Origin of the sequence: Flavobacterium sp. HSC-61S13, assembly GCF_024171535.1 — a bacterium.
Classification (GTDB): domain Bacteria; phylum Bacteroidota; class Bacteroidia; order Flavobacteriales; family Flavobacteriaceae; genus Flavobacterium.
The window spans coordinates 119,676-138,345 of the sequence record NZ_JALJZV010000008.1 but is presented as its reverse complement, the minus strand read 5'-3'; the positions used below and the strand labels follow the sequence as shown (position 1 = coordinate 138,345).

General features: G+C 36.2%; 14 protein-coding genes. 11 read left to right on the top strand and 3 right to left on the bottom strand.

All coding sequences use genetic code 11. The features are described 5' to 3' along the window. Positions 1–5: 5 nt before the first annotated feature. Positions 6–458: a DUF4952 domain-containing protein gene (locus tag L1275_RS09925; RefSeq protein WP_253472309.1), complete on the bottom strand. Its 453-nt coding sequence runs from the start codon at positions 456–458 to the stop codon at positions 6–8. Between the two features lie 295 nt (positions 459–753). Here L1275_RS09925 and L1275_RS09920 point away from each other — a divergent pair, with 295 nt between their 5' ends. The 5 genes from L1275_RS09920 (at position 754) to L1275_RS09900 (ending at position 8,333) form a co-directional block, all read left to right on the top strand. Further along, a complete protein-coding gene (locus L1275_RS09920) occupies positions 754–1,332 on the top strand; it encodes an HdeD family acid-resistance protein (RefSeq protein ID WP_253472307.1) in 579 nt (192 codons plus the stop codon). Between the two features lie 518 nt (positions 1,333–1,850). Then, positions 1,851–2,912 (top strand): efflux RND transporter periplasmic adaptor subunit, encoded by a 1,062-nt coding sequence (locus tag L1275_RS09915; RefSeq protein ID WP_253472304.1) that lies wholly within the window; start codon positions 1,851–1,853, stop codon positions 2,910–2,912. 4 nt (positions 2,913–2,916) lie between these two features. Continuing rightward, positions 2,917–5,988 (top strand): efflux RND transporter permease subunit, encoded by a 3,072-nt coding sequence (locus L1275_RS09910; protein ID WP_253472302.1) that lies wholly within the window; start codon positions 2,917–2,919, stop codon positions 5,986–5,988. Positions 5,989–5,991: 3 nt separating this feature from the next. After that, positions 5,992–7,308 carry a TolC family protein gene (locus L1275_RS09905; protein ID WP_253472300.1) on the top strand — a complete coding sequence of 439 codons (1,317 nt, stop codon included), beginning with the start codon at positions 5,992–5,994 and terminating at the stop codon, positions 7,306–7,308. A 203-nt stretch (positions 7,309–7,511) separates the two neighbouring features. Further along, positions 7,512–8,333 (top strand): 5'-nucleotidase, lipoprotein e(P4) family, encoded by an 822-nt coding sequence (locus L1275_RS09900; RefSeq protein WP_253472298.1) that lies wholly within the window; start codon positions 7,512–7,514, stop codon positions 8,331–8,333. Between the two features lie 75 nt (positions 8,334–8,408). Here the strand turns inward: L1275_RS09900 and L1275_RS09895 are convergent, their stop codons facing one another. After that, positions 8,409–9,560 carry an Atu1372/SO_1960 family protein gene (locus tag L1275_RS09895; protein WP_253472296.1) on the bottom strand — a complete coding sequence of 384 codons (1,152 nt, stop codon included), beginning with the start codon at positions 9,558–9,560 and terminating at the stop codon, positions 8,409–8,411. 304 nt (positions 9,561–9,864) lie between these two features. On the opposite strand from L1275_RS09895, the gene L1275_RS09890 reads away from it, so the two are divergent. From L1275_RS09890 to L1275_RS16540, 3 genes are all read left to right on the top strand, one after another. Next, positions 9,865–10,212 carry a hypothetical protein gene (locus L1275_RS09890; RefSeq protein ID WP_253472294.1) on the top strand — a complete coding sequence of 116 codons (348 nt, stop codon included), beginning with the start codon at positions 9,865–9,867 and terminating at the stop codon, positions 10,210–10,212. Positions 10,213–10,319: 107 nt separating this feature from the next. Continuing rightward, on the top strand, positions 10,320–11,111 hold the full coding sequence (locus L1275_RS09885; protein WP_253472292.1) for an AraC family transcriptional regulator: 792 nt from the start codon (positions 10,320–10,322) through the stop codon (positions 11,109–11,111). Between the two features lie 133 nt (positions 11,112–11,244). Continuing rightward, positions 11,245–12,120, top strand: a complete 876-nt coding sequence (locus tag L1275_RS16540; RefSeq protein ID WP_305882334.1) for a DnaJ domain-containing protein — start codon at positions 11,245–11,247, stop codon at positions 12,118–12,120. A 118-nt stretch (positions 12,121–12,238) separates the two neighbouring features. Here the strand turns inward: L1275_RS16540 and L1275_RS09875 are convergent, their stop codons facing one another. Further along, positions 12,239–14,185: a M4 family metallopeptidase gene (locus L1275_RS09875; RefSeq protein WP_253472290.1), complete on the bottom strand. Its 1,947-nt coding sequence runs from the start codon at positions 14,183–14,185 to the stop codon at positions 12,239–12,241. A gap of 610 nt (positions 14,186–14,795) precedes the next feature. On the opposite strand from L1275_RS09875, the gene L1275_RS09870 reads away from it, so the two are divergent. The 3 genes from L1275_RS09870 (at position 14,796) to L1275_RS09860 (ending at position 18,639) form a co-directional block, all read left to right on the top strand. After that, entirely contained in the window at positions 14,796–15,947 is a 1,152-nt protein-coding gene (locus tag L1275_RS09870) for a porin (RefSeq protein ID WP_253472288.1), read from the top strand. Positions 15,948–16,028: 81 nt separating this feature from the next. Next, complete coding sequence (locus L1275_RS09865; RefSeq protein WP_253472286.1) at positions 16,029–16,682, top strand: succinate dehydrogenase cytochrome b subunit; 654 nt, start codon at positions 16,029–16,031, stop codon at positions 16,680–16,682. 40 nt (positions 16,683–16,722) lie between these two features. Further along, positions 16,723–18,639 carry a fumarate reductase/succinate dehydrogenase flavoprotein subunit gene (locus L1275_RS09860; protein WP_253472284.1) on the top strand — a complete coding sequence of 639 codons (1,917 nt, stop codon included), beginning with the start codon at positions 16,723–16,725 and terminating at the stop codon, positions 18,637–18,639. The last annotated feature ends 31 nt before the right edge of the window (positions 18,640–18,670 follow it).

The following is an 18,670-nucleotide window of genomic DNA, read 5'->3' as shown; positions in this document are numbered from 1 at the left end:
AAAACTTAAATTTCATCCCATATAATTACTACACAATAATAAGATTTTTCCTGTTCTTTACCTTTAAAAACGTTAACCTCCATATCGCTTTCCGCCCACATGCTTATAGTCATACTATATTTCGGGTCTATAAGGGCCAAACGTTTGCTGATAATAGTACCTGTTTTACCTTTTTCCGGTTCCCAATTACAAGTTGTTTTTACCAAAGAACCCATTCCGTATCTTTTTACTAGTAAATTTTCAATTCGTCGCTGATCTATTGGCAAAATTCGATAAGTAGCCGTAGCCAATCTTTGCCCTTCTGATTCTTTGCAATCGATTAATTTTACCGAAGAGGGCTTTTCGGAAAAAATAGCCCATAGATCTCCGCATTTAATTTTAATCGGATTAGTGGCCCAAGTCTGACATAGAGGACCACCCCATACTAAAACTGCAACAATCCACTTGTATGTTTTCATAGTTATTAAATCACATAATATTACTATCCTACTTTTTTGTTGATCAAATCAACAACACTTAGCAATTGAACGTTTTTTTAGCGTAATAAAATAGCTCGCTCTTAAACCCAATATTAAATTGGGTCAAAATAAACATCAATACAACGATAAATCCATTGAAAGGGTCATTTATCCCTTTTTAAATTAAAAATTAACCTAAATAGATTAACTAGGTACTTTTTATTTAACATTTTCGATTATTCTAACTAAAAAAAACGTAAATTTAAGCTATTATAAACATAATAAAATATTGAATATGGAAAATCAAGTAATGACAACAATGAAAAGTGCTATCAAGCATTGGTACCTATCTCTTATTGTAGGTGTATTATTTATTTTATTGGGTTTTTGGATACTGAGAACTCCTGTAGAAGCCTATATCACATTAGCCTTATTATTTAGTATTAGTTTCTTTATCAACGGTATTTTCGAAATTATCTTTTCAATTAGCAATCGAAAAGAACTAAACAGTTGGGGCTGGTTTTTAGCAACTGGTATTATCGATCTTATTTTTGGTATCTGGTTGATGTGTGCTCCACAATTATCGATAGTGGTTCTACCTTTATATATTGGTTTTATCTTACTGTTCCGTTCGGTATCAGCTATTGGCTTTTCATTTGAAATCAAATCTTTTGGGTCTAAAAACTGGGGATGGTTATTGGCCTTAGGAATTTTAGGAATTTTGTTTTCCTTTATTATGATTTGGAATCCAATAATTGGAGGTATCACGATCATTTTTTGGACAGCCATGGCATTTTTCATATATGGGATTTCTAGAGTGGTTTTATCTATACGATTTAAGCAACTTAAAACTCAAATCAAAAAACTTCAATAAATAGACACTAAAAGGTTTTTTCACATGGTGAAAAAACCTTTTTTTAAAAGTTACAACCGCGTACCTCACAGCATTACAAAAATCCGTCCCAAACCTCTCAAGTCACGTAATAATTACCTCTAAATTCCGGACTTAGCGATTACACTATCCATTCTTCATTATTGTCAATGAAATAGAACGCTATTCTTTGATTCGCTACCACTCCAATTCAATCAAAATTTAAAGAATTTTCCTGCGGAAATTAAATTAGACACAATCTAAATTAACGCGCTATAATAGCACTATTTAACAAGGTAAGATAATTTAATTAACAAAAATAAAACAGCAAGTTTAATACCGTCTTTTTGAAAATACCCAATAATTATTTCTTTTGTATTTACTTAACAATAACGACATAACAATCAACTAATAACGAAATGAAAATTCATTTTTAAGAGCGTTAACCCTTCTTTATTATACAAAATAACCCTATTTTTGGAAAACGCTTTTAGCATTTACATTTCTATAAAAAACACTATATGAAACGAGTTGTAATTCTCGCCTTACTCCTATTTACTGTTGGAGGAATGATTGGATACCGTTTAATCCAAAACAATAAGAAACAAGAAAAAGGGTCCAATACGAGCTTTGGTGCACCTCTACAAGTCAAAGGTATGATTGTTAGCAATTCAGACTTCAATAATTCTATTCAACTTTCTGGATCCATTGAACCCAATGAACAAGTCGATTTGAAAAGCGAAGTGTCTGGTGTAGCTGAAAAAATATTTTTTCAAGAGGGAAGCAATGTTGCCGCTGGTCAAACCTTACTTAAGGTTAACGATGCAGAATTGCAAGCGCAGTTATTGCAAGCCAAAACAAAAGTGTCTCTAACCTCGGAAAACGAACGTAGAGCAAAATTGCTAATTGCCAAAGAAGCTATTAGTAAAGAAGAATATGATGTGGCCTATGCCGAACTGCGATCAGCTCAAGCCCAAGTGCAACTCGTTGTAGCTCAGATTCAAAAAACAACCATTAAAGCGCCTTTTTCCGGAAAAATTGGGCTGCGCTACATATCGCCAGGTACCTATATTACACCAGCGACCCCGATAGCTAAGTTGGTTAACAGTCAACAAGTTAAAATAACCTTTGCTGTACCGGAGAAATACGCTACTCAGGTAAAAAAAGGTGGTAAAATCACCTTTACGGTATCTGGAAATAGCAAATCGTATACCGCAGAGATTTATGCCATTGAAACTCAAATTGAAGTGACCAATCGAACGCTTCAGGTAAGAGCCTTAGCAGATAATTCCCATGCTGAATTAATTCCCGGTTCTTTCGCCAATATAGAATTGATCTTAGATGTCATTGAAAAAGCTTTACTAGTGCCTACTGAGGCTGTTATTCCAATACAAAATGGTAAAAAGGTATTTCTAGCAAAAAACGGTAAAGCTAAAAGTGTTTTTGTAACCACAGGAACACGAACAAAAGACGATATACTAATATTAGATGGCATCCAGGTTGGAGATACTTTACTGACCTCTGGTGTGATGTCTTTAAAAGACGACACTGTGGTAAACATTGTTTTAACTCCAAAAAAATAATATTTTGAGTATATCAACCTTAAGTATCAAGCGACCGGTCCTGACCATTGTAATGAATATTATTTTATTGCTTTTTGGTCTGATTGGGTACCACTTTCTCGGTGTTCGAGAATTCCCTTCGATCGATGCAGCTCAAGTATCCGTACGAACCAACTATGCTGGAGCAAATCCAGATATCATTGAATCACAGATTACAGAGCCACTGGAAAAAGCAATCAACAGCATTGATGGTATTCGTAACATCACCTCTTCAAGCACGCAAGGATCTAGTAATATCACCATTGAGTTTAACTTAGAAAAGAATTTAGAAGAAGCGGCCAATGATGTGCGGGATAAGGTTTCTCAAGCCATGCGTAGCCTTCCTCAAGACATCGATGCCCCACCAGTAGTTTCCAAAGCAGATTCAGATGGAGAACCCATCATCACGATGACGATTCAAAGCCAAACAAGAGATGCTCTAGAACTCAGTGACTATGCCGAAAATGTAATTGCCCAACGGATACAGACCATATCGGGAGTTAGTAGTGTACAGATCTGGGGGCAGAAAAAATATGCAATGCGATTGTGGATCAATCCAGAAAAACTCGCTTCTTATGGAGTAACTATTTTGGATGTCAGATCCGCGTTGGGTGGACAAAACATTGAACTACCAACTGGTAAATTAGTTGGTGACAACACGGAACTAACAGTAAAAACCAAAGGAAATCTATCGACTCCCGAAGAATTCAACAATATTATCATTCGTTCGGATTCTGGGAAAGTAGTTAAACTTTCCGACGTTGGATATGCCGAATTGGGGCCCGAAAATACGGAAACTCAAATGACCGATGCTGGAAAACCCATGGTGGGAATGGCCATAATACCACAACCCGGGACTAACTACATAGAAATTTCCGATGCCTTTTACAAAGAATTGGAACAACTGAAGAAAGAATTGCCCGCAGATATATCACTGAACATCGCGATGGACAACACTTTGTTTATCAAGAATTCTGTTACTGAAGTGGCTGAAACCATATTGATCTCCATTACCCTAGTCGTTTTAATTATCTACTTCTTTTTTAGAGATTGGGGAATAGCTTTTCGTCCGCTTATTGATATTCCAATATCGTTAATAGCTACTTTTTTCATCATGTTTCTGTGTGGTTTTTCGATCAATGTATTAACCCTTTTAGCTATTGTATTAGCTACCGGATTGGTCGTTGATGATGGTATTGTCGTCACTGAAAACATCTATAAAAAAGTCGAAGAAGGCATGAGCCCGATTGAAGCGGCAATTAAGGGATCCAATGAAATCTTTTTTGCTGTTATTTCGATATCGGTAACCTTAGCTGCGGTTTTTTTACCGGTTATTTTCTTAGAAGGCTTTGTAGGTCGATTATTTCGAGAATTTGGTGTAGTAATCGCGTCAGCTGTTTTAATCTCAGCGTTTGTATCTCTAACGCTAACTCCAATGCTCAACGCCTACTTGATGAAAAAAGACGTCAGCAAAAAATCGAAGTTTTACAATTTCACTGAACCTTTCTTTGTTCAATTAAACCTAACATACCACAATGCTCTATCTTCATTCATGAAATGGAAGTGGATCAGTTTTCCCATACTTATTTTATGTTTTGTATTGATTGGTGTTTTTTATTCTACCATTCAAAAGGAAACTGCACCCTATGACGACCGCAGTATGGTATCTATAGGAATAACAACACCGGAGGGATCTACTTACGAATACACGGATCGATTGATGCAAGAATTGTCTCATTTGATCAACGATTCCATCCCTGAGAAAAAAGTAGCGCTTGTCATTTCTTCACCCGGATTCGGATCATCTTCTGTGAATTCTGGACGTATTCGTTTGGCTCTTGTTGAACCGGGGGAACGAGAACGTTCACAAGATGAGATCGCTAAGCAATTAAATCAGTATACCAAAGCTTATCCAGAGGCTAAAGTGCTGATTAATCAACAACCAACTATATCCGTTAACAGACGCGGTGGTTTGCCAATACAATATATTATACAGGCTCCGAATTTTGAAAAACTGGAAGAAAAAATTCCTGAATTCATGAATGAAGTAAGCCAGGACCCTACTTTCTCCGTAGTAGATGTCAATCTAAAATTTAACAAACCTGAAATCTACGTCAATATCGATCGCGAAAAAGCACAGTCTTTGGGTGTATCCATTCGAGATATTGCCGAAACCCTACAATCGTCTCTATCAGGACAACGATTCGGTTATTTTATGATGAATGGAAAACAATACCAAATCATCGGACAATTTAAAGATTTAGATCGTAGCAAACCTTTAGACTTGGTATCGACTTATGTAAAAAACAATAGTGGTCAATTGATTCAACTCGACAACTTAGTTACCTTGGAAGAACGCAGCAGTCCACCACAGCTCTATCACAACAACCGCTATATGTCGGCAACAGTCTCTGCTGGTTTAGCATCTGGAAAAAGTATCAGTGATGGTATAGAAGCTATGGATCGGGTTAAAGCTAAGGTGTTGGACGATAGTTTTACAACAGATTTATCAGGAGAATCTAGAGATTTTGCCGAAAGTAATTCCAATACGGCCTTTGCCTTTGCCTTAGCACTATTGCTGATATATTTGATTTTAGCCGCTCAATTTGAAAGTTTCTTAGATCCATTCATCATTATATTAACCGTACCTATGGCTGTAGCAGGAGCTTTATTTTCACTGTGGTTATTTGATCAAACTTGGAATATTTTTAGTCAGATCGGAACGATTATGTTGATCGGTTTGGTGACGAAAAACGGTATACTCATCGTGGAATTTGCCAATCAATTACGCGAACGTGGCATAGAAAAACACCAAGCTATTATTGAAGCCTCAGTTTCTCGTTTACGTCCGATTTTAATGACCAGTTTTGCCATTGCATTTGGAGCGCTTCCGATTGCATTATCACTCGGTGCAGCTTCACAAAGTAGAGTTGGTATGGGAGTTGTAATCGTTGGAGGTACCATCTTTTCTTTAGCATTAACTTTGTTTGTAATCCCTGCGATCTACTTGATGTGGTCCCGTGCTAAAAAACACCGTCCTGAATTTGATAATTATTAGACAATGAAATATTTACTATCCACTATAACTTTATTTCTGCTGGGGATTCAAATGGGATTTGCTCAGGCACCTCCTGCACTATTAACTCTGGAAGAGGCTTTAAGTCAAACTCTCGAAAATAATTTTGATATCCAATTAGCCGCCAACAATTTAAAAATCAATGAAGCAAACGTCTATAGAGGCAATGCAGGTATGCTACCCAGCTTGGCATTGGTTGCCAACAGCAATGATAATTTCACAAATACTACCCAAACACAGTCGGACGGTTCCTCAAGAGAATTAAACAATTCGAAAAACAATTCTCTGAATTATGGCGCCGCTTTAAACTGGACACTTTTTGACGGTTTTAAAATGTTTGCCAAATACGATGAGCTCAAACAAACACAAGTACAAGGTCAGAAGTTATTGCAAATAAAAATATTGGAAAAGGTTAACGAAGTGTACACCGTCTACTATGATTTAGTTCAACAACAAAAGCTTTTCACGGCATTAGATACCGCTGTAGTAATTTCCAAACAGCGTTTGGAAATAGCTGAAAACCGCTATCAAATTGGAAAAGCTTCTAAATTGGAAGTACTTAATGCTAAGGTTGACTTGAATACGGATATCACCACATTAACCCGTCAAAAAGAATATTATTACAATACTAAGGTTCGTTTAAATCGCGTGATTTCAAGAGATACTTTTAAACTTGATTTTATCGTTGAATCTAATGTGGCTATCAATTGGGATTTGAAACTCGTTGATTTGCTCTTGCAATTAGATGCTCAAAATCCAGATTTACAATTGGCTATTATCAATGCAGATATTGCTCAATTGCAATACAAACAGCTGCGTGCAGATCGGTATCCCACCTTATTGTTAAACTCGGGTTATACGTTCTCTGAATCCGAATCTAGCCTTGGGTTTGTCAGCAAATCCTCTGGGCGTGGTTGGAATTATGGATTTACCGCAAGACTTAATTTATTTGATGGTCAACGTCAATCTCAAAAAGAGAAAATCGCACGATTTGAAATTGACAACGCCCAAATTTTGATTGAACGTCAGCGTCAGTATATCGAATCAGAATTGATGATGGCGTTTCAGACTTATTCCACCAACTTAGAATTAGTGAATCTCGAGGGTAAAAACGAAGAAATAGCCAAACAAAACTTAGAAATCACTCTGGATAAATTCGAGATCGGAACGATCTCGACACTTGAATTTAGAACGGCTCAATTAAATTATGTCAATGCCGTAGTTCGCAACAACAATGCACAATATCAGGCTAAATTATCTGAAGTTATTTTAAAAGTACTCGTAGGCAAACTCGATATTTAAGCCCATTTTTTAGCTCGAAAGAAGAGACTAGGCATGGTATAGTTAGATCTGTGAATTCTTTTTTTGAATTCAATCGATCTAGAAATGCCTGGATTTAAAATCTTATTTTTTTCATAAAACAAAAGACAGGCATCGTGTAATAAGGGGATTTCATATTTTAAAACCTTAAATTTGTAGCTTATTATTATATTAAATTTTCAGTCATGTTTCAAACAAAGATTTATGTAGCTGCCCTATCTCTAGCCTTATTTAGCAGTTGTCAAGTAGCTCAAGTCAAGTCTACCACTAACTCAAATCCCCGTATCGTCAATGATATAGAATTAAATGGAAAAGTGTATTCTGCCGTTTTTCATCAACGCGCAGCGGAATACCAAGCTTTATGTCAGCAAGCCTTTAATGTTGCTACAATCCATTTAGATGTGGTTTTACAGCAGAAACACGCAAAACCCATAGCGATAGTAACTGACATTGATGAAACGTTTTTAGACAATTCACCTTATGCTGTAGAAATGGCTAAACGAGGGCAGGTTTTTGATGAAGCCAGTTGGTTGGAATGGACCTCTAAAGGAAATGCAAAACCGTTACTGGGAAGTCAAGATTTTTTTAATTATGCCGCTTCAAAAGGGGTGACTATTTTCTATATCACCAATAGAAATCAAAATGATAAAGCGGGTACAATTGCCAACTTAAAAAAATACAATTACCCAATGGCAGACGAACAACACGTGATTGTTCGTCAGTCGGATTCGAGTAAGGAAACCCGCAGATTAAAAGTAAGCGAGACCCATGAAATCGTGATGTTATTGGGTGATAATCTATCGGATTTTTCCAATGCGTTTGATAAAAAAACAGAAGAGCAACGCTCTGAAGCAGTACGAAATAACGCTAGGGAATTCGGAAGAAAATTTATTGTTTTACCCAATGTAAATTATGGGGATTGGGAATCCGCTCTATTGGACTATAAAAGAGATTGGACTCCACAGCAAAAGGATTCTATTTACAACAGCAAATTGATTGGTTTTTAATCAACATCTTTTCTTTATAAATAAAAACGGAACTCTAATCGAGTTCCGTTTTTATTTTATAAGTATTCACGGTTGTTATTCTATTTCAAACACCGCCTGTATTTCCACGGATGAGTTTACAGGAATTGATGATGCTCCAACTGTAGCACGCGTATGTTTACCGCGTTCGCCAAAAACACCAATAACTAAATCTGAAGCGCTATTCATTAGAGTAGCGTGTTGTGAATAACCGGCAGCTGTATTAAAAAAACCAGTCAATTGAACACATTGCTTTACCCGATCTAGGTCTCCCTGAGTGGCGTCTTTTAAAACAGCGATTACATTTAACATGGTTTGTCTGGTCGCCTCTTTAGCTTCGTCTTCTGTAAGATCCTTTCCTATAATACCCGGATATAAGATTTTCCCGTCTTTTAAAGCAACTTGATTGATATATACTAAATTACCTGTTCGAACATAAGGAACATAACTTCCTGCAGGAGCTGGGGTTGCAGGCAAAGTGATTTTTAAGTCTTGAAGATTGCGCTCTACGCGTTTACGATCGACCACAGCAGCCTTAGCGTTTTCCTGTTTTTTGGGAGATTCCGTCGCTAAAGCAACAGCAACTCTAGCCAATGCTTCTCCTTGCAAACGGGCAAAATTAAGTTCGCTTGAAGTTGGTCTGTCTCCTCCAGGCATCGAAGCCAAACTGGTGGTTCCAAAAACCGTATTACCTTGAGCGGTATTTTTATCCATCGTATCCACGCCCATAATTCCCGTAGGTATTAATACCATTCCATGCACTGCCAATGTGCTCCAAAACGACAATATCGCAGCTTCTCTCCCTGCTCCACTACCCGCTCCCATAAAAACGGTTGCAGGTATACCCTCCAACTTTCTACCCGTCCAAATATCAATGGTTTGATCGAGGAATGTTCGCATGGCTCCACTCATATTCCCGAAATGTACTGCTGAACCAAAAGCAATACCATCATACAAGGTTAAATCCTCTACTGTAGCAATTGGAATGTCTGTATATAATTTTTTATTTGTCGGTGTTTCGATCCTCTTAAGGACCGCAACGGCTTGCAGATTTTTATTAATTCCTTCTGCTACCGCCTGTGCTAACTTATAAGTAGTACCGTGTTCGGAGTGAAATAAAACCAAAATTTGTTTTTTAACCTGTCCCATACTCGTAGTAAAATGAAAGATAACCAAAGCAGTTATCGCGATTTTAAATAATTTCTTCATGAGTTTTTTTTAATTACTTAGGGATGGTTGATACTTCTACAATTCCCTTTTACAAATTTCCATATTATATTTTGAAATCAACATCACAATCACGTCAAATTATTATCCTTAAACGACAATATAAATCGATGTCTTTCTAAAAATGGAATGATTTTCTTTAAAAGAATTACAGAGAAAATAAGAAAAAAGAACTTTTAAACGTTATATACAAAACCCCTGAATTTATTAAGCGATCCTTTTAGGGCAATTAAAGACAATTGCAGTATATTTGAGATATCCATTCATTCATCAAAAAAGAAAACTCATGATCAATACCAATCATCATAATTTCGAACAACCCGATTTCTTACTAGCAGAAATACCTGTCAAAAATGGCAGTCTACAGGACGACCGAATCTGGGTATATTGTAATAAAACTTTCTCACTGATAGAATTTATTTTACACGATGATTTTCCAGAATTAAAATTAGTCGGTACTCAAGCGGTATTTACCTATATAGACTTCGACGAATATCGCGAACAATGGATTGGAGTTTATATACAAAATAATTGTGCCTTAGTTGGGGTGGATCAAAAAGTAAATTTGCAAGAAGCATGGGACTTTTTAGAAAATTATTTCCGTTGGGAAGAACAAGAAGTCGATTTGGATTAAAGTACTTTTATAGCGGTAATAGCAGCTCTAATAAGTGGAATATATCCTGCTACAGAAACGAAATTGCCCTTGAAAATTTAATTAAACTATTATAAAAAACGAGACCCTTGCAATCCAATCCTGACTTCTGCCATATTACTGTTGACAAATCCTCCAAAAATGCTTTGGTCTGGCACGATGCTAACTGGACGTTTGGCACAGAAGCGCATCAACATACAAAGGGACAACTCATTTATGTAGAACGTGGTTTTCAATATTTATATACTCCGAATCGAAGTTATCTATTACCACAGAATCACTGTGCTTGGATTCCCTCAAATTGCAGTCATCACAGCAGATCGCCTAAAGAAAAAGTGTTTTTAAGAACTATTTTTTTTGAAGTAAATGATCCGCGGGATTTTTACAAGGAGCTGCAACTGTTTCCTGCTTCGCAGTTGTTAAAGGAGATGATTTTGTTTACTGAAAGATATTCGTGCCTTACAACTGCAGACCCTGTAGAAACAGCTTTCTTACAGGGTATGTTGTTGAGTTTACCAGATATGATTCCAACAACAGTTCCGCTTTCAATTCCCCTATCACAACAAGTTAAACTAACAGAAGTTGTGCAGCATTTATTTGATCACATGGCTCAATCGATAAATTTCAAGGATTTAGCTATTCAACACGGCTTTTCAATACGAACCTTAGAACGAAATTTCCAAGAAGAACTCGGATTAACACCCACCGCTTACCTACAACTGATCCGTATGATCAAAGCCATGGAATTGTTAACTGATGGGCACGACAATATAACTGAAGTTGCTTATAGCGTTGGATATAACAGCCTACCTACCTTTAGTAAAACATTTAAAATGTTGTTTGGAAAATCACCCAAATACTATGCATACCCTAACATTTAATTAAATCCGATCACCGGTTTTTTGACCGATTTTCCAAAAATATTATTCAATTAAAAACGGTCAATCCTTACACTATCACTATTTTAGCCTTTTGGAGATTTGCTGTGAATTTATTGATTATTAAAAACAAATAATGAAGGATTATTACAAAATATTAGGAGTCCCTCGAACAGCTACTGCTGCGGAAATCAAAAATGCCTATCGAAAGCTTTCCCTGTTGTATCATCCTGATCGCAATAACGGCGAAGAGAAATTTAATGTTTTATTCTCCGAAATCAATGAAGCCTACCAAGTCTTATATAAAATTGAAAAAAGAAGCCAGTACGACAATCAATATAATAATAGATATAACCAACAACAATCCCATAATCAAGCTTATCAACAAGAACAATCTTATATACAACCGATCATTGAGTATTTTTTTGTGGACAAAATATACTTTAGGCCTGGAGATGTTGTGATGATTACTTGGAATACTTTATACGCTGATTCTATCGAACTTCGACCATTTGGATTTGTAGCTGCACAGGGTATAAAAAAGATAAAAATCAATCAGTCCAATCCTTTTATTGAAATCAACCTCATCGCTTTTAATCAAGTTTCCAGACGCTACTATACCAGTAAAATTACCTTAGAAAACGTACAATATTCGCAATCGAGCAAGAGATCCAAACAAGAAAATCCTTTATTTGATGACAAATACTCTTTAAGAAAGGAATTATTTTCTTTTGACGGCAAAATAGGTCGTTTTTCCTATTTTAAGCGGATATTTTCGATTGTTTTTATTTTGCTTTTTTTAAGTCCATTTATAGCCATCCCAACTAACTATTCGAGTACAGCATTAGCGGTACTTATTTTTCCGTTTTTCTATTTAGCAATAGTACAAAGCGTCAAGAGATTAAACGCCATACAATGGAGTTGGTACTATTGTATCTTGTTTCTTATTCCCTATGTAAACATTCTAGCCCTTCTGGTATTATTTGTCGTACCTAATCCACGAAAACGTTGATAAATTTCGCTTTTACATTTATATTCACCTCATTTCTAAGCAAAAAAAACAGCAAAACCATAAATGATTTTGCTGTTTAAAAATTATAAACTAGTTTCTTATAATTTTTTCTAACTAACTAATTGTTGATCATTAATTTTTCAGAATGAGATTGACCATTAATATTAAATTTTAAAAAGTACACCCCATTTGAAAGCGATTGAATATTAACTGAATTCTCGCCTTTATTTAATGTTATTGGTTTTATAACTCGTTTTCCCAACAAATCATAGACTTCTAAAGTCGATAGTCCGTCGAAATCTGCATTGACAAAAACAGTACCTTTTGCTGGATTTGGATAAACTTTTAATTTATCTTGAATAGCATGACTGTCAGTACTTAGTTTCTCACCAATACCTACAGCATACCAAGCTTCTAAAACCGCTTCATACTCATTAGATTTTTCCCCATACAAATCTTTCGCCGCTAGAAGTGAACCGTTGTAAGCATCTAAAAAGGTAGCTGAACTGGTTAAATAGGTTGTTAAATTTCTGTAGGCTATTTTTTCGGCTTTTTCAATTCCAATACCGTTTACGTTATAATTATTATTTAAATCATTTGAGCCACTTCCTCCTTCAGAAAGCAGGTAGAACCAAAAATTTTGTACACCACTGTTTATATGAACACCGCCATTATCAAAATTTGAAGCCGTATTGATCCAATATTGTCCTTTATAGGTATTGGGATTATTTGCTCTCTTTGGATCAGACATATCTCTAAGTCCCGATCCGTTGTTGAGCATCACATCTTCTCCAACAACCCAATTGGGATTTAAATTGACGTAAAATTCAATTGCTGTTCCGAAAATATCTGCAAAAGATTCGTTTAAAGCTCCCGATTCTCCGAGATAATCCAAACCTCCAGCACCGTTATGATCAATTACAATATGAGTGAACTCATGCCCTGCAACATCCAAACCAACAACGGGCCCCATCGTCACATTATCGCCACGACCATACACCATAACATTATATGGATCAGGGAAAGCTCCTGCATTATTTGGATACCCGGCTTGAGGCATTATTGTTTCAAAAATTACAGCATCATAATAATTTTTTATAATTCCACCTTTATTATCATAACTGGTTCTATTAAATACATTTTTATAATAATCATAAGTCATTTCCATACCCCAGTGAGCATCCAAAGCTGGATTATTACTAAAACTTGTCGTCACACTGGTATAATCAGTGGCATTACGCAACAGTGTTCTCGGGCTATATGATGCTAATTCAGCGTTATAAGTCTCAATCTTGCGTCCATTATCTCGCAGTCTATATCCCGTTGCAGTGCTGTCTACTATAATGTTTTGTGTACCTTTATAATAAGTCATCGCTGTTGCATTGACATCGGCATCATGGATCAAATTAACGGTTTTAACCACTTCTCCGGTAGCGACATCTACGTACACATTTGCCATCACTAAAGGTTCGAAAGAATCAACCCTTACTTTCTTAACAAATCGTGTTTCTACTATACCTCTAGGTGATTCAAACTTTACAAAAGTTGTAGTTATCGGATAATCACCATAGGATTCTTGAACTTTTAAAGTAGCTTTAGCAATTTCTAAAGCACGTTCATTCCCCATCGCTTGGGTTACACTGACGTCTTGTAAAGCGGTAAATTGTCCGTTAATACTTTCAACTACGTTTGCTTTTGTATGAACTAAAATAAGTTCACCTTCTATAGGAATACCTTTATAAAGGTGTTGAAAATGAGTATGTGTGAATTTTAAGGCATCAGTTGTTTTACTGACTTCAATAAAACTGTGATCGCTATCTAAACCCAACCACGAATTAAACGAGCTAGAAATTTGATCTAAAGTTAATTTTTGTACACTTAAGTCTATAGAAAAAGAACCTTGACCATTTAACATTATAGGTCTAGGAACACCGAACGAACTTGGAATTTGGTCACTTAATATTTGTACATCATCACCGTACGAAAAAGCAGTTGTGCTACCTATCAAAAAAGATAAATATAAAATGGTTCTAAAATTTTTAATTGATATATATTGTTTTCTCATATTCCTCGGGAATTAAATTTTTATTTTTTTGTAGTTATTTTACATAAACCAACACGGTATTTCTGTAAAAACCCAACAAATTTAATCTTAATAAATGTTTTTAATAAATATTTAGCATTAAATTGATTATTAACACAATAGACCCCTATATAGACCCCTTATTTGATGTTGCAATAACACTAATTTTATGTGAAATAAAAACAAAATAAAGTTAAAGTTTTTCTTTTATTTTATTTTTATATTCTCAAACATTCTCCCAAAATGTTAATCCCGCTTTTATCTAGGTTTTAAACGGAATTTTCAGACCCCAAACTGATTTAATTCCCTTTTCTTTCAAAGCAGTAGCTCTATTAAAACATTTTTATAAGCAACAACTTCATTTTTTTATTAGCTTACCCTATTTTAAATTAAAAAATTAACTATTAAAAAACAAATAAGATCTAAATTAATTTAAAAAACAAACAATAAACAACATTGTTAACAACAAAAATAAATTAGTTACAAATCTCCCATTTGCATGAATTTTAACTAAAAATAAATTAACTTTAATGATATGATTATATGAAATTTCTTAATTCAATTACTGAATTATTTATTAAAAAGTGAAATTATGGGATTTAGCGCTAAAACCTTTACAAAAACATTGTTATGCTTTTTAATTCCTGTTGCTCTTTTTGCTCAAAGTGACACCGATTCTATTGCAACTTTCTCCGCCGATAAAAAATATCCTCAGTTTCAATTTAAGGGACTTTTCCAAGCCAGATATTCTACAGGCCTCTCAGAAGGTGTTGACCTCAACGGATTGCATCACTCAGAGGGTGAAGTTACCCGCAATTCATTTGAGGTAAAAAGAATGCGGGTACAGGTAAAAGCGACGATTGGTGATCGTACTGAAGTTGTTGCCTTGGTTAATTTGGCGGATTTTAAATCGGATCCAAAAAACAAAGTATTAGAGAATGCTTATATCAAGTATAGTTTTAGCAAAGCTGTCAGTTTTACATTAGGTCAATTTCGGCCTTGGTTTGGTATTGAGGAAACCTATCCTGTCGATATTATTCGCTCCTTGGATTTTACAAATCAATATTATGAATTAGGAAAATTGGGATGGACTAGTTTTCAAACGGGAATTTCAATGACAGGAAATTTCGACTTAGAAGGTCTGCCCGTTTCTTATGCTCTTTCCGTGATGAACGGAAATGGTAGAAATCAAATCATGGATAGCGATAACGGAAAACACTATTCATCGCGTGTTGTCTTAGGTTTGTTTGATAAATACAACATCAACCTTGGTCTTAATGGCGGTATCGGTGAAGTTAATAAACAACAAGTATATGCTTATGGTATTGACATCACTGCCGACTATAAACTGACGGAACGACTGATTTTGGAAACGCAGTTTATAGCTAAGCAAGCAATCAATCACAACGCCTATTTTGCCATTCCGGAGATCGAACGTATTAACCCTTTGAGTGAATATCAGTTGCAAGGAATTTACGTACTCCCCAATTTGCGCTATGAGATTAAATACAAAAAACTTAGTGCAGTAGAATTCTCTTGTAGATATGAATATCTAGATATTGACCATAAATTACATTCCAATCCACGACACACCATATTGCCGATGCTGGGCTTGGAGTTTTTAAAAGATTATGGTGCGAGAATACAATTGGGAATGCAGATCGATATGTATAACAACAATATTCCCAATACCACATTATATAACAACAACTTATTAGTATTACAAGTACAAAGCCGTTTATAAAAACGCACCACAGCCTATTAATGCGCTTTGCTGCCTATAAATAAAAGTTATCGTCATTATTAATTATCTAAAATAGATTCTATGCAGACCCTTACTAGAAAAATCATTCTTTGCTTTACAGGTTTATTTCTTTGTTTCTTTTTGGTGATTCACCTTTTGGGAAACCTCCAATTATTCTTGCCTGCAGAACAAGCACATTTGCAATTTAATGCCTACTCCCATTTTTTATCCGGCAACCCATTGATTAAAGTAGTTTCATATGGTCTTTATGCTTCTATCATCGCACATGCGGTGTATGCTTTAATTATTACCTTAAAAAATAAAAAAGCTGGCGGAAGTTACCAATCCGATCAGCGTGGTAGATCGAGCAAATGGTACAGTCGTAATATGGGAATACTCGGTACCATAATCTTGATTTTTTTAATCATTCACTTTAAAAATTTCTGGTATGAATACAAGTTTGGAAGTCTTCCACTAGATGCTAATGGCAACCGAGATCTCTATCAGCTCGTTGTCGAACTATATCGGGAATGGTGGTATGTAGTCATTTATGTTTTATCCATGATTGCATTGGGATACCATCTGTTACATGGCTTTTTTAGCGCTATTAGAACACTCGGTGTATTCCATCCAAAATACGTAAAAGGGATACGCTATTTCGGAATTATCTATTCGTTGACAATCAGTCTCGGATTTGCCATCATTCCCATTTATATCTTTTTTAATCAATCATAAAACAGACTTTTCAAGAAAGTTGTATTTAAAACACAAGCTTATGATCTTAGATGCCAAAATTCCCACCGGACCTTTAGAAGACAAGTGGTCAAATTATAAAAAAAACGCAAAACTGGTCAATCCGGCCAATCGAAAGAAACTTGATGTTATTGTTATTGGTACTGGACTAGCCGGCAGTTCCATCGCTGCCTCTTTAGGAGAAATGGGTTATCAAGTAAAATCGTTTTGTTTTCAAGACAGTGCGCGGCGAGCACACTCTGTGGCAGCACAAGGCGGGGTAAATGCCGCAAAAAACTATAAAAACGATGGAGATAGCGTTTATCGTATGTTTGTTGATACGCTAAAAGGAGGTGATTTTAGATCGCGGGAAGCCAATGTATATCGCATGGCGGAATGTTCACTCCATCTAATAGATCAAGCCGTAGCCCAAGGAGTACCTTTTGGACGCGAATACGGTGGCTATTTAAACAATCGATCCTTTGGTGGTGTTCAAGTTAGTAGAACCTTTTACTCGCGTGGACAAACGGGACAACAACTGCTATTAGGAGCTTATCAAGCATTAATGCGTCAGGTCAACAAAAAAACCGTAGCCTTACATACCCGCCATGAAATGCTAGACCTTGTTATTATTGACGGTAAAGCACGCGGTGTCATCGTACGTGATTTGGATACCGGAAAAATTGAACGCCACAGTGCACATGCTGTTGTTTTGGCTACAGGAGGTTTTGGGAAAATTTACTACCTCTCTACTCTAGCCATGGGATGCAACGGCTCTGCTATTTGGAGAGCTCACAAAAAAGGCGCCTTAATGGCGAGCCCGAGCTGGACGCAAATCCACCCGACTTCCCTACCACAATCTGGCGATTATCAATCAAAACTGACATTGATGTCGGAATCACTCAGAAACGACGGACGTATATGGGTACCACTTAAAGAACATGAAGATCGACTCGCCAATGCAATACCAGAAGAAGATCGCGATTATTATTTGGAACGAAGGTATCCCGCTTTTGGAAATCTAGCTCCGAGAGATATCTCTTCAAGAGCCGCTAAAGAACGCATAGATGCAGGATTTGGAATAGGTGCCTTAAAAAATGCGGTTTATCTCGATTTTTCCAAAGCGATAAAAGAACAAGGAGTCAATAAAATAAAAGAAAAATACGGGAATTTATTCGATATGTATCGAAAAATCACCGGAATAGACGCGTATAAAGAGCCGATGATGATTTCACCTGCGGCACATTTTTCGATGGGAGGCCTTTGGGTAGATTATGAATTAATGACTACGATTCCCGGTTTATTCGCCTTAGGTGAAGCCAATTTCGCCGATCACGGTGCCAATCGCCTTGGAGCCAATTCACTGCTACAAGCTTGTGTAGACGGCTATTTTATCGCTCCATATACCATGGCCAATTATCTATCATCAGAAATTCACACCGGCAAGATCTCGACGGATCACCCTGCTTTTCAAGAAGCAGAAGATGCCATTTCAAAACAACTGGATCATTTTATTCGTTGTAGAGGAGACAAAACCGTGGACTACTATCACAAGGCACTTGGCAAAATACTGTATGATTACTGCGGACTATCTCGAAATGAAACTGGGCTAAAATCAGCAATAGAACAAATTAAACAATTGCGCAACGAATTCTATCAAAACGTTCATATACCTGGAGAAGTTGGCGCAATGAATAACGAATTAGAAAAAGCCGGTCGTGTTGCTGATTATCTCGAAATCGGTGAACTCATGTGCTACGACGCACTGACGCGAAACGAATCTTGTGGTGCTCACTTTAGAGAGGAATACCAAACTGCCGATGGTGAAGCTATGAGAAACGACACGGATTATCAATTTATCTCTGCTTGGGGTTGGACAGGTTCTAGCAATGAACCGCAACTAGTCAAAGAACCCTTGGTTTTTGAATATGTACAACCCATAGTAAGAAGTTATAAATAATAATAAAACAGGCCCTATATTCGAAAAAAAA

Coding starts and splice junctions, on each gene's coding strand:
- L1275_RS09925 (WP_253472309.1), bottom strand. CDS start 458: ATGAAAACATACAAGTGGATTGTTGCAGTTTTAGTATGGGGTGGTCCT.
- L1275_RS09920 (WP_253472307.1), top strand. CDS start 754: ATGGAAAATCAAGTAATGACAACAATGAAAAGTGCTATCAAGCATTGG.
- L1275_RS09915 (WP_253472304.1), top strand. CDS start 1,851: ATGAAACGAGTTGTAATTCTCGCCTTACTCCTATTTACTGTTGGAGGA.
- L1275_RS09905 (WP_253472300.1), top strand. CDS start 5,992: ATGAAATATTTACTATCCACTATAACTTTATTTCTGCTGGGGATTCAA.
- L1275_RS09900 (WP_253472298.1), top strand. CDS start 7,512: ATGTTTCAAACAAAGATTTATGTAGCTGCCCTATCTCTAGCCTTATTT.
- L1275_RS09895 (WP_253472296.1), bottom strand. CDS start 9,560: ATGAAGAAATTATTTAAAATCGCGATAACTGCTTTGGTTATCTTTCAT.
- L1275_RS09890 (WP_253472294.1), top strand. CDS start 9,865: ATGATCAATACCAATCATCATAATTTCGAACAACCCGATTTCTTACTA.
- L1275_RS16540 (WP_305882334.1), top strand. CDS start 11,245: ATGAAGGATTATTACAAAATATTAGGAGTCCCTCGAACAGCTACTGCT.
- L1275_RS09875 (WP_253472290.1), bottom strand. CDS start 14,185: ATGAGAAAACAATATATATCAATTAAAAATTTTAGAACCATTTTATAT.
- L1275_RS09870 (WP_253472288.1), top strand. CDS start 14,796: ATGGGATTTAGCGCTAAAACCTTTACAAAAACATTGTTATGCTTTTTA.
- L1275_RS09865 (WP_253472286.1), top strand. CDS start 16,029: ATGCAGACCCTTACTAGAAAAATCATTCTTTGCTTTACAGGTTTATTT.
- L1275_RS09860 (WP_253472284.1), top strand. CDS start 16,723: ATGATCTTAGATGCCAAAATTCCCACCGGACCTTTAGAAGACAAGTGG.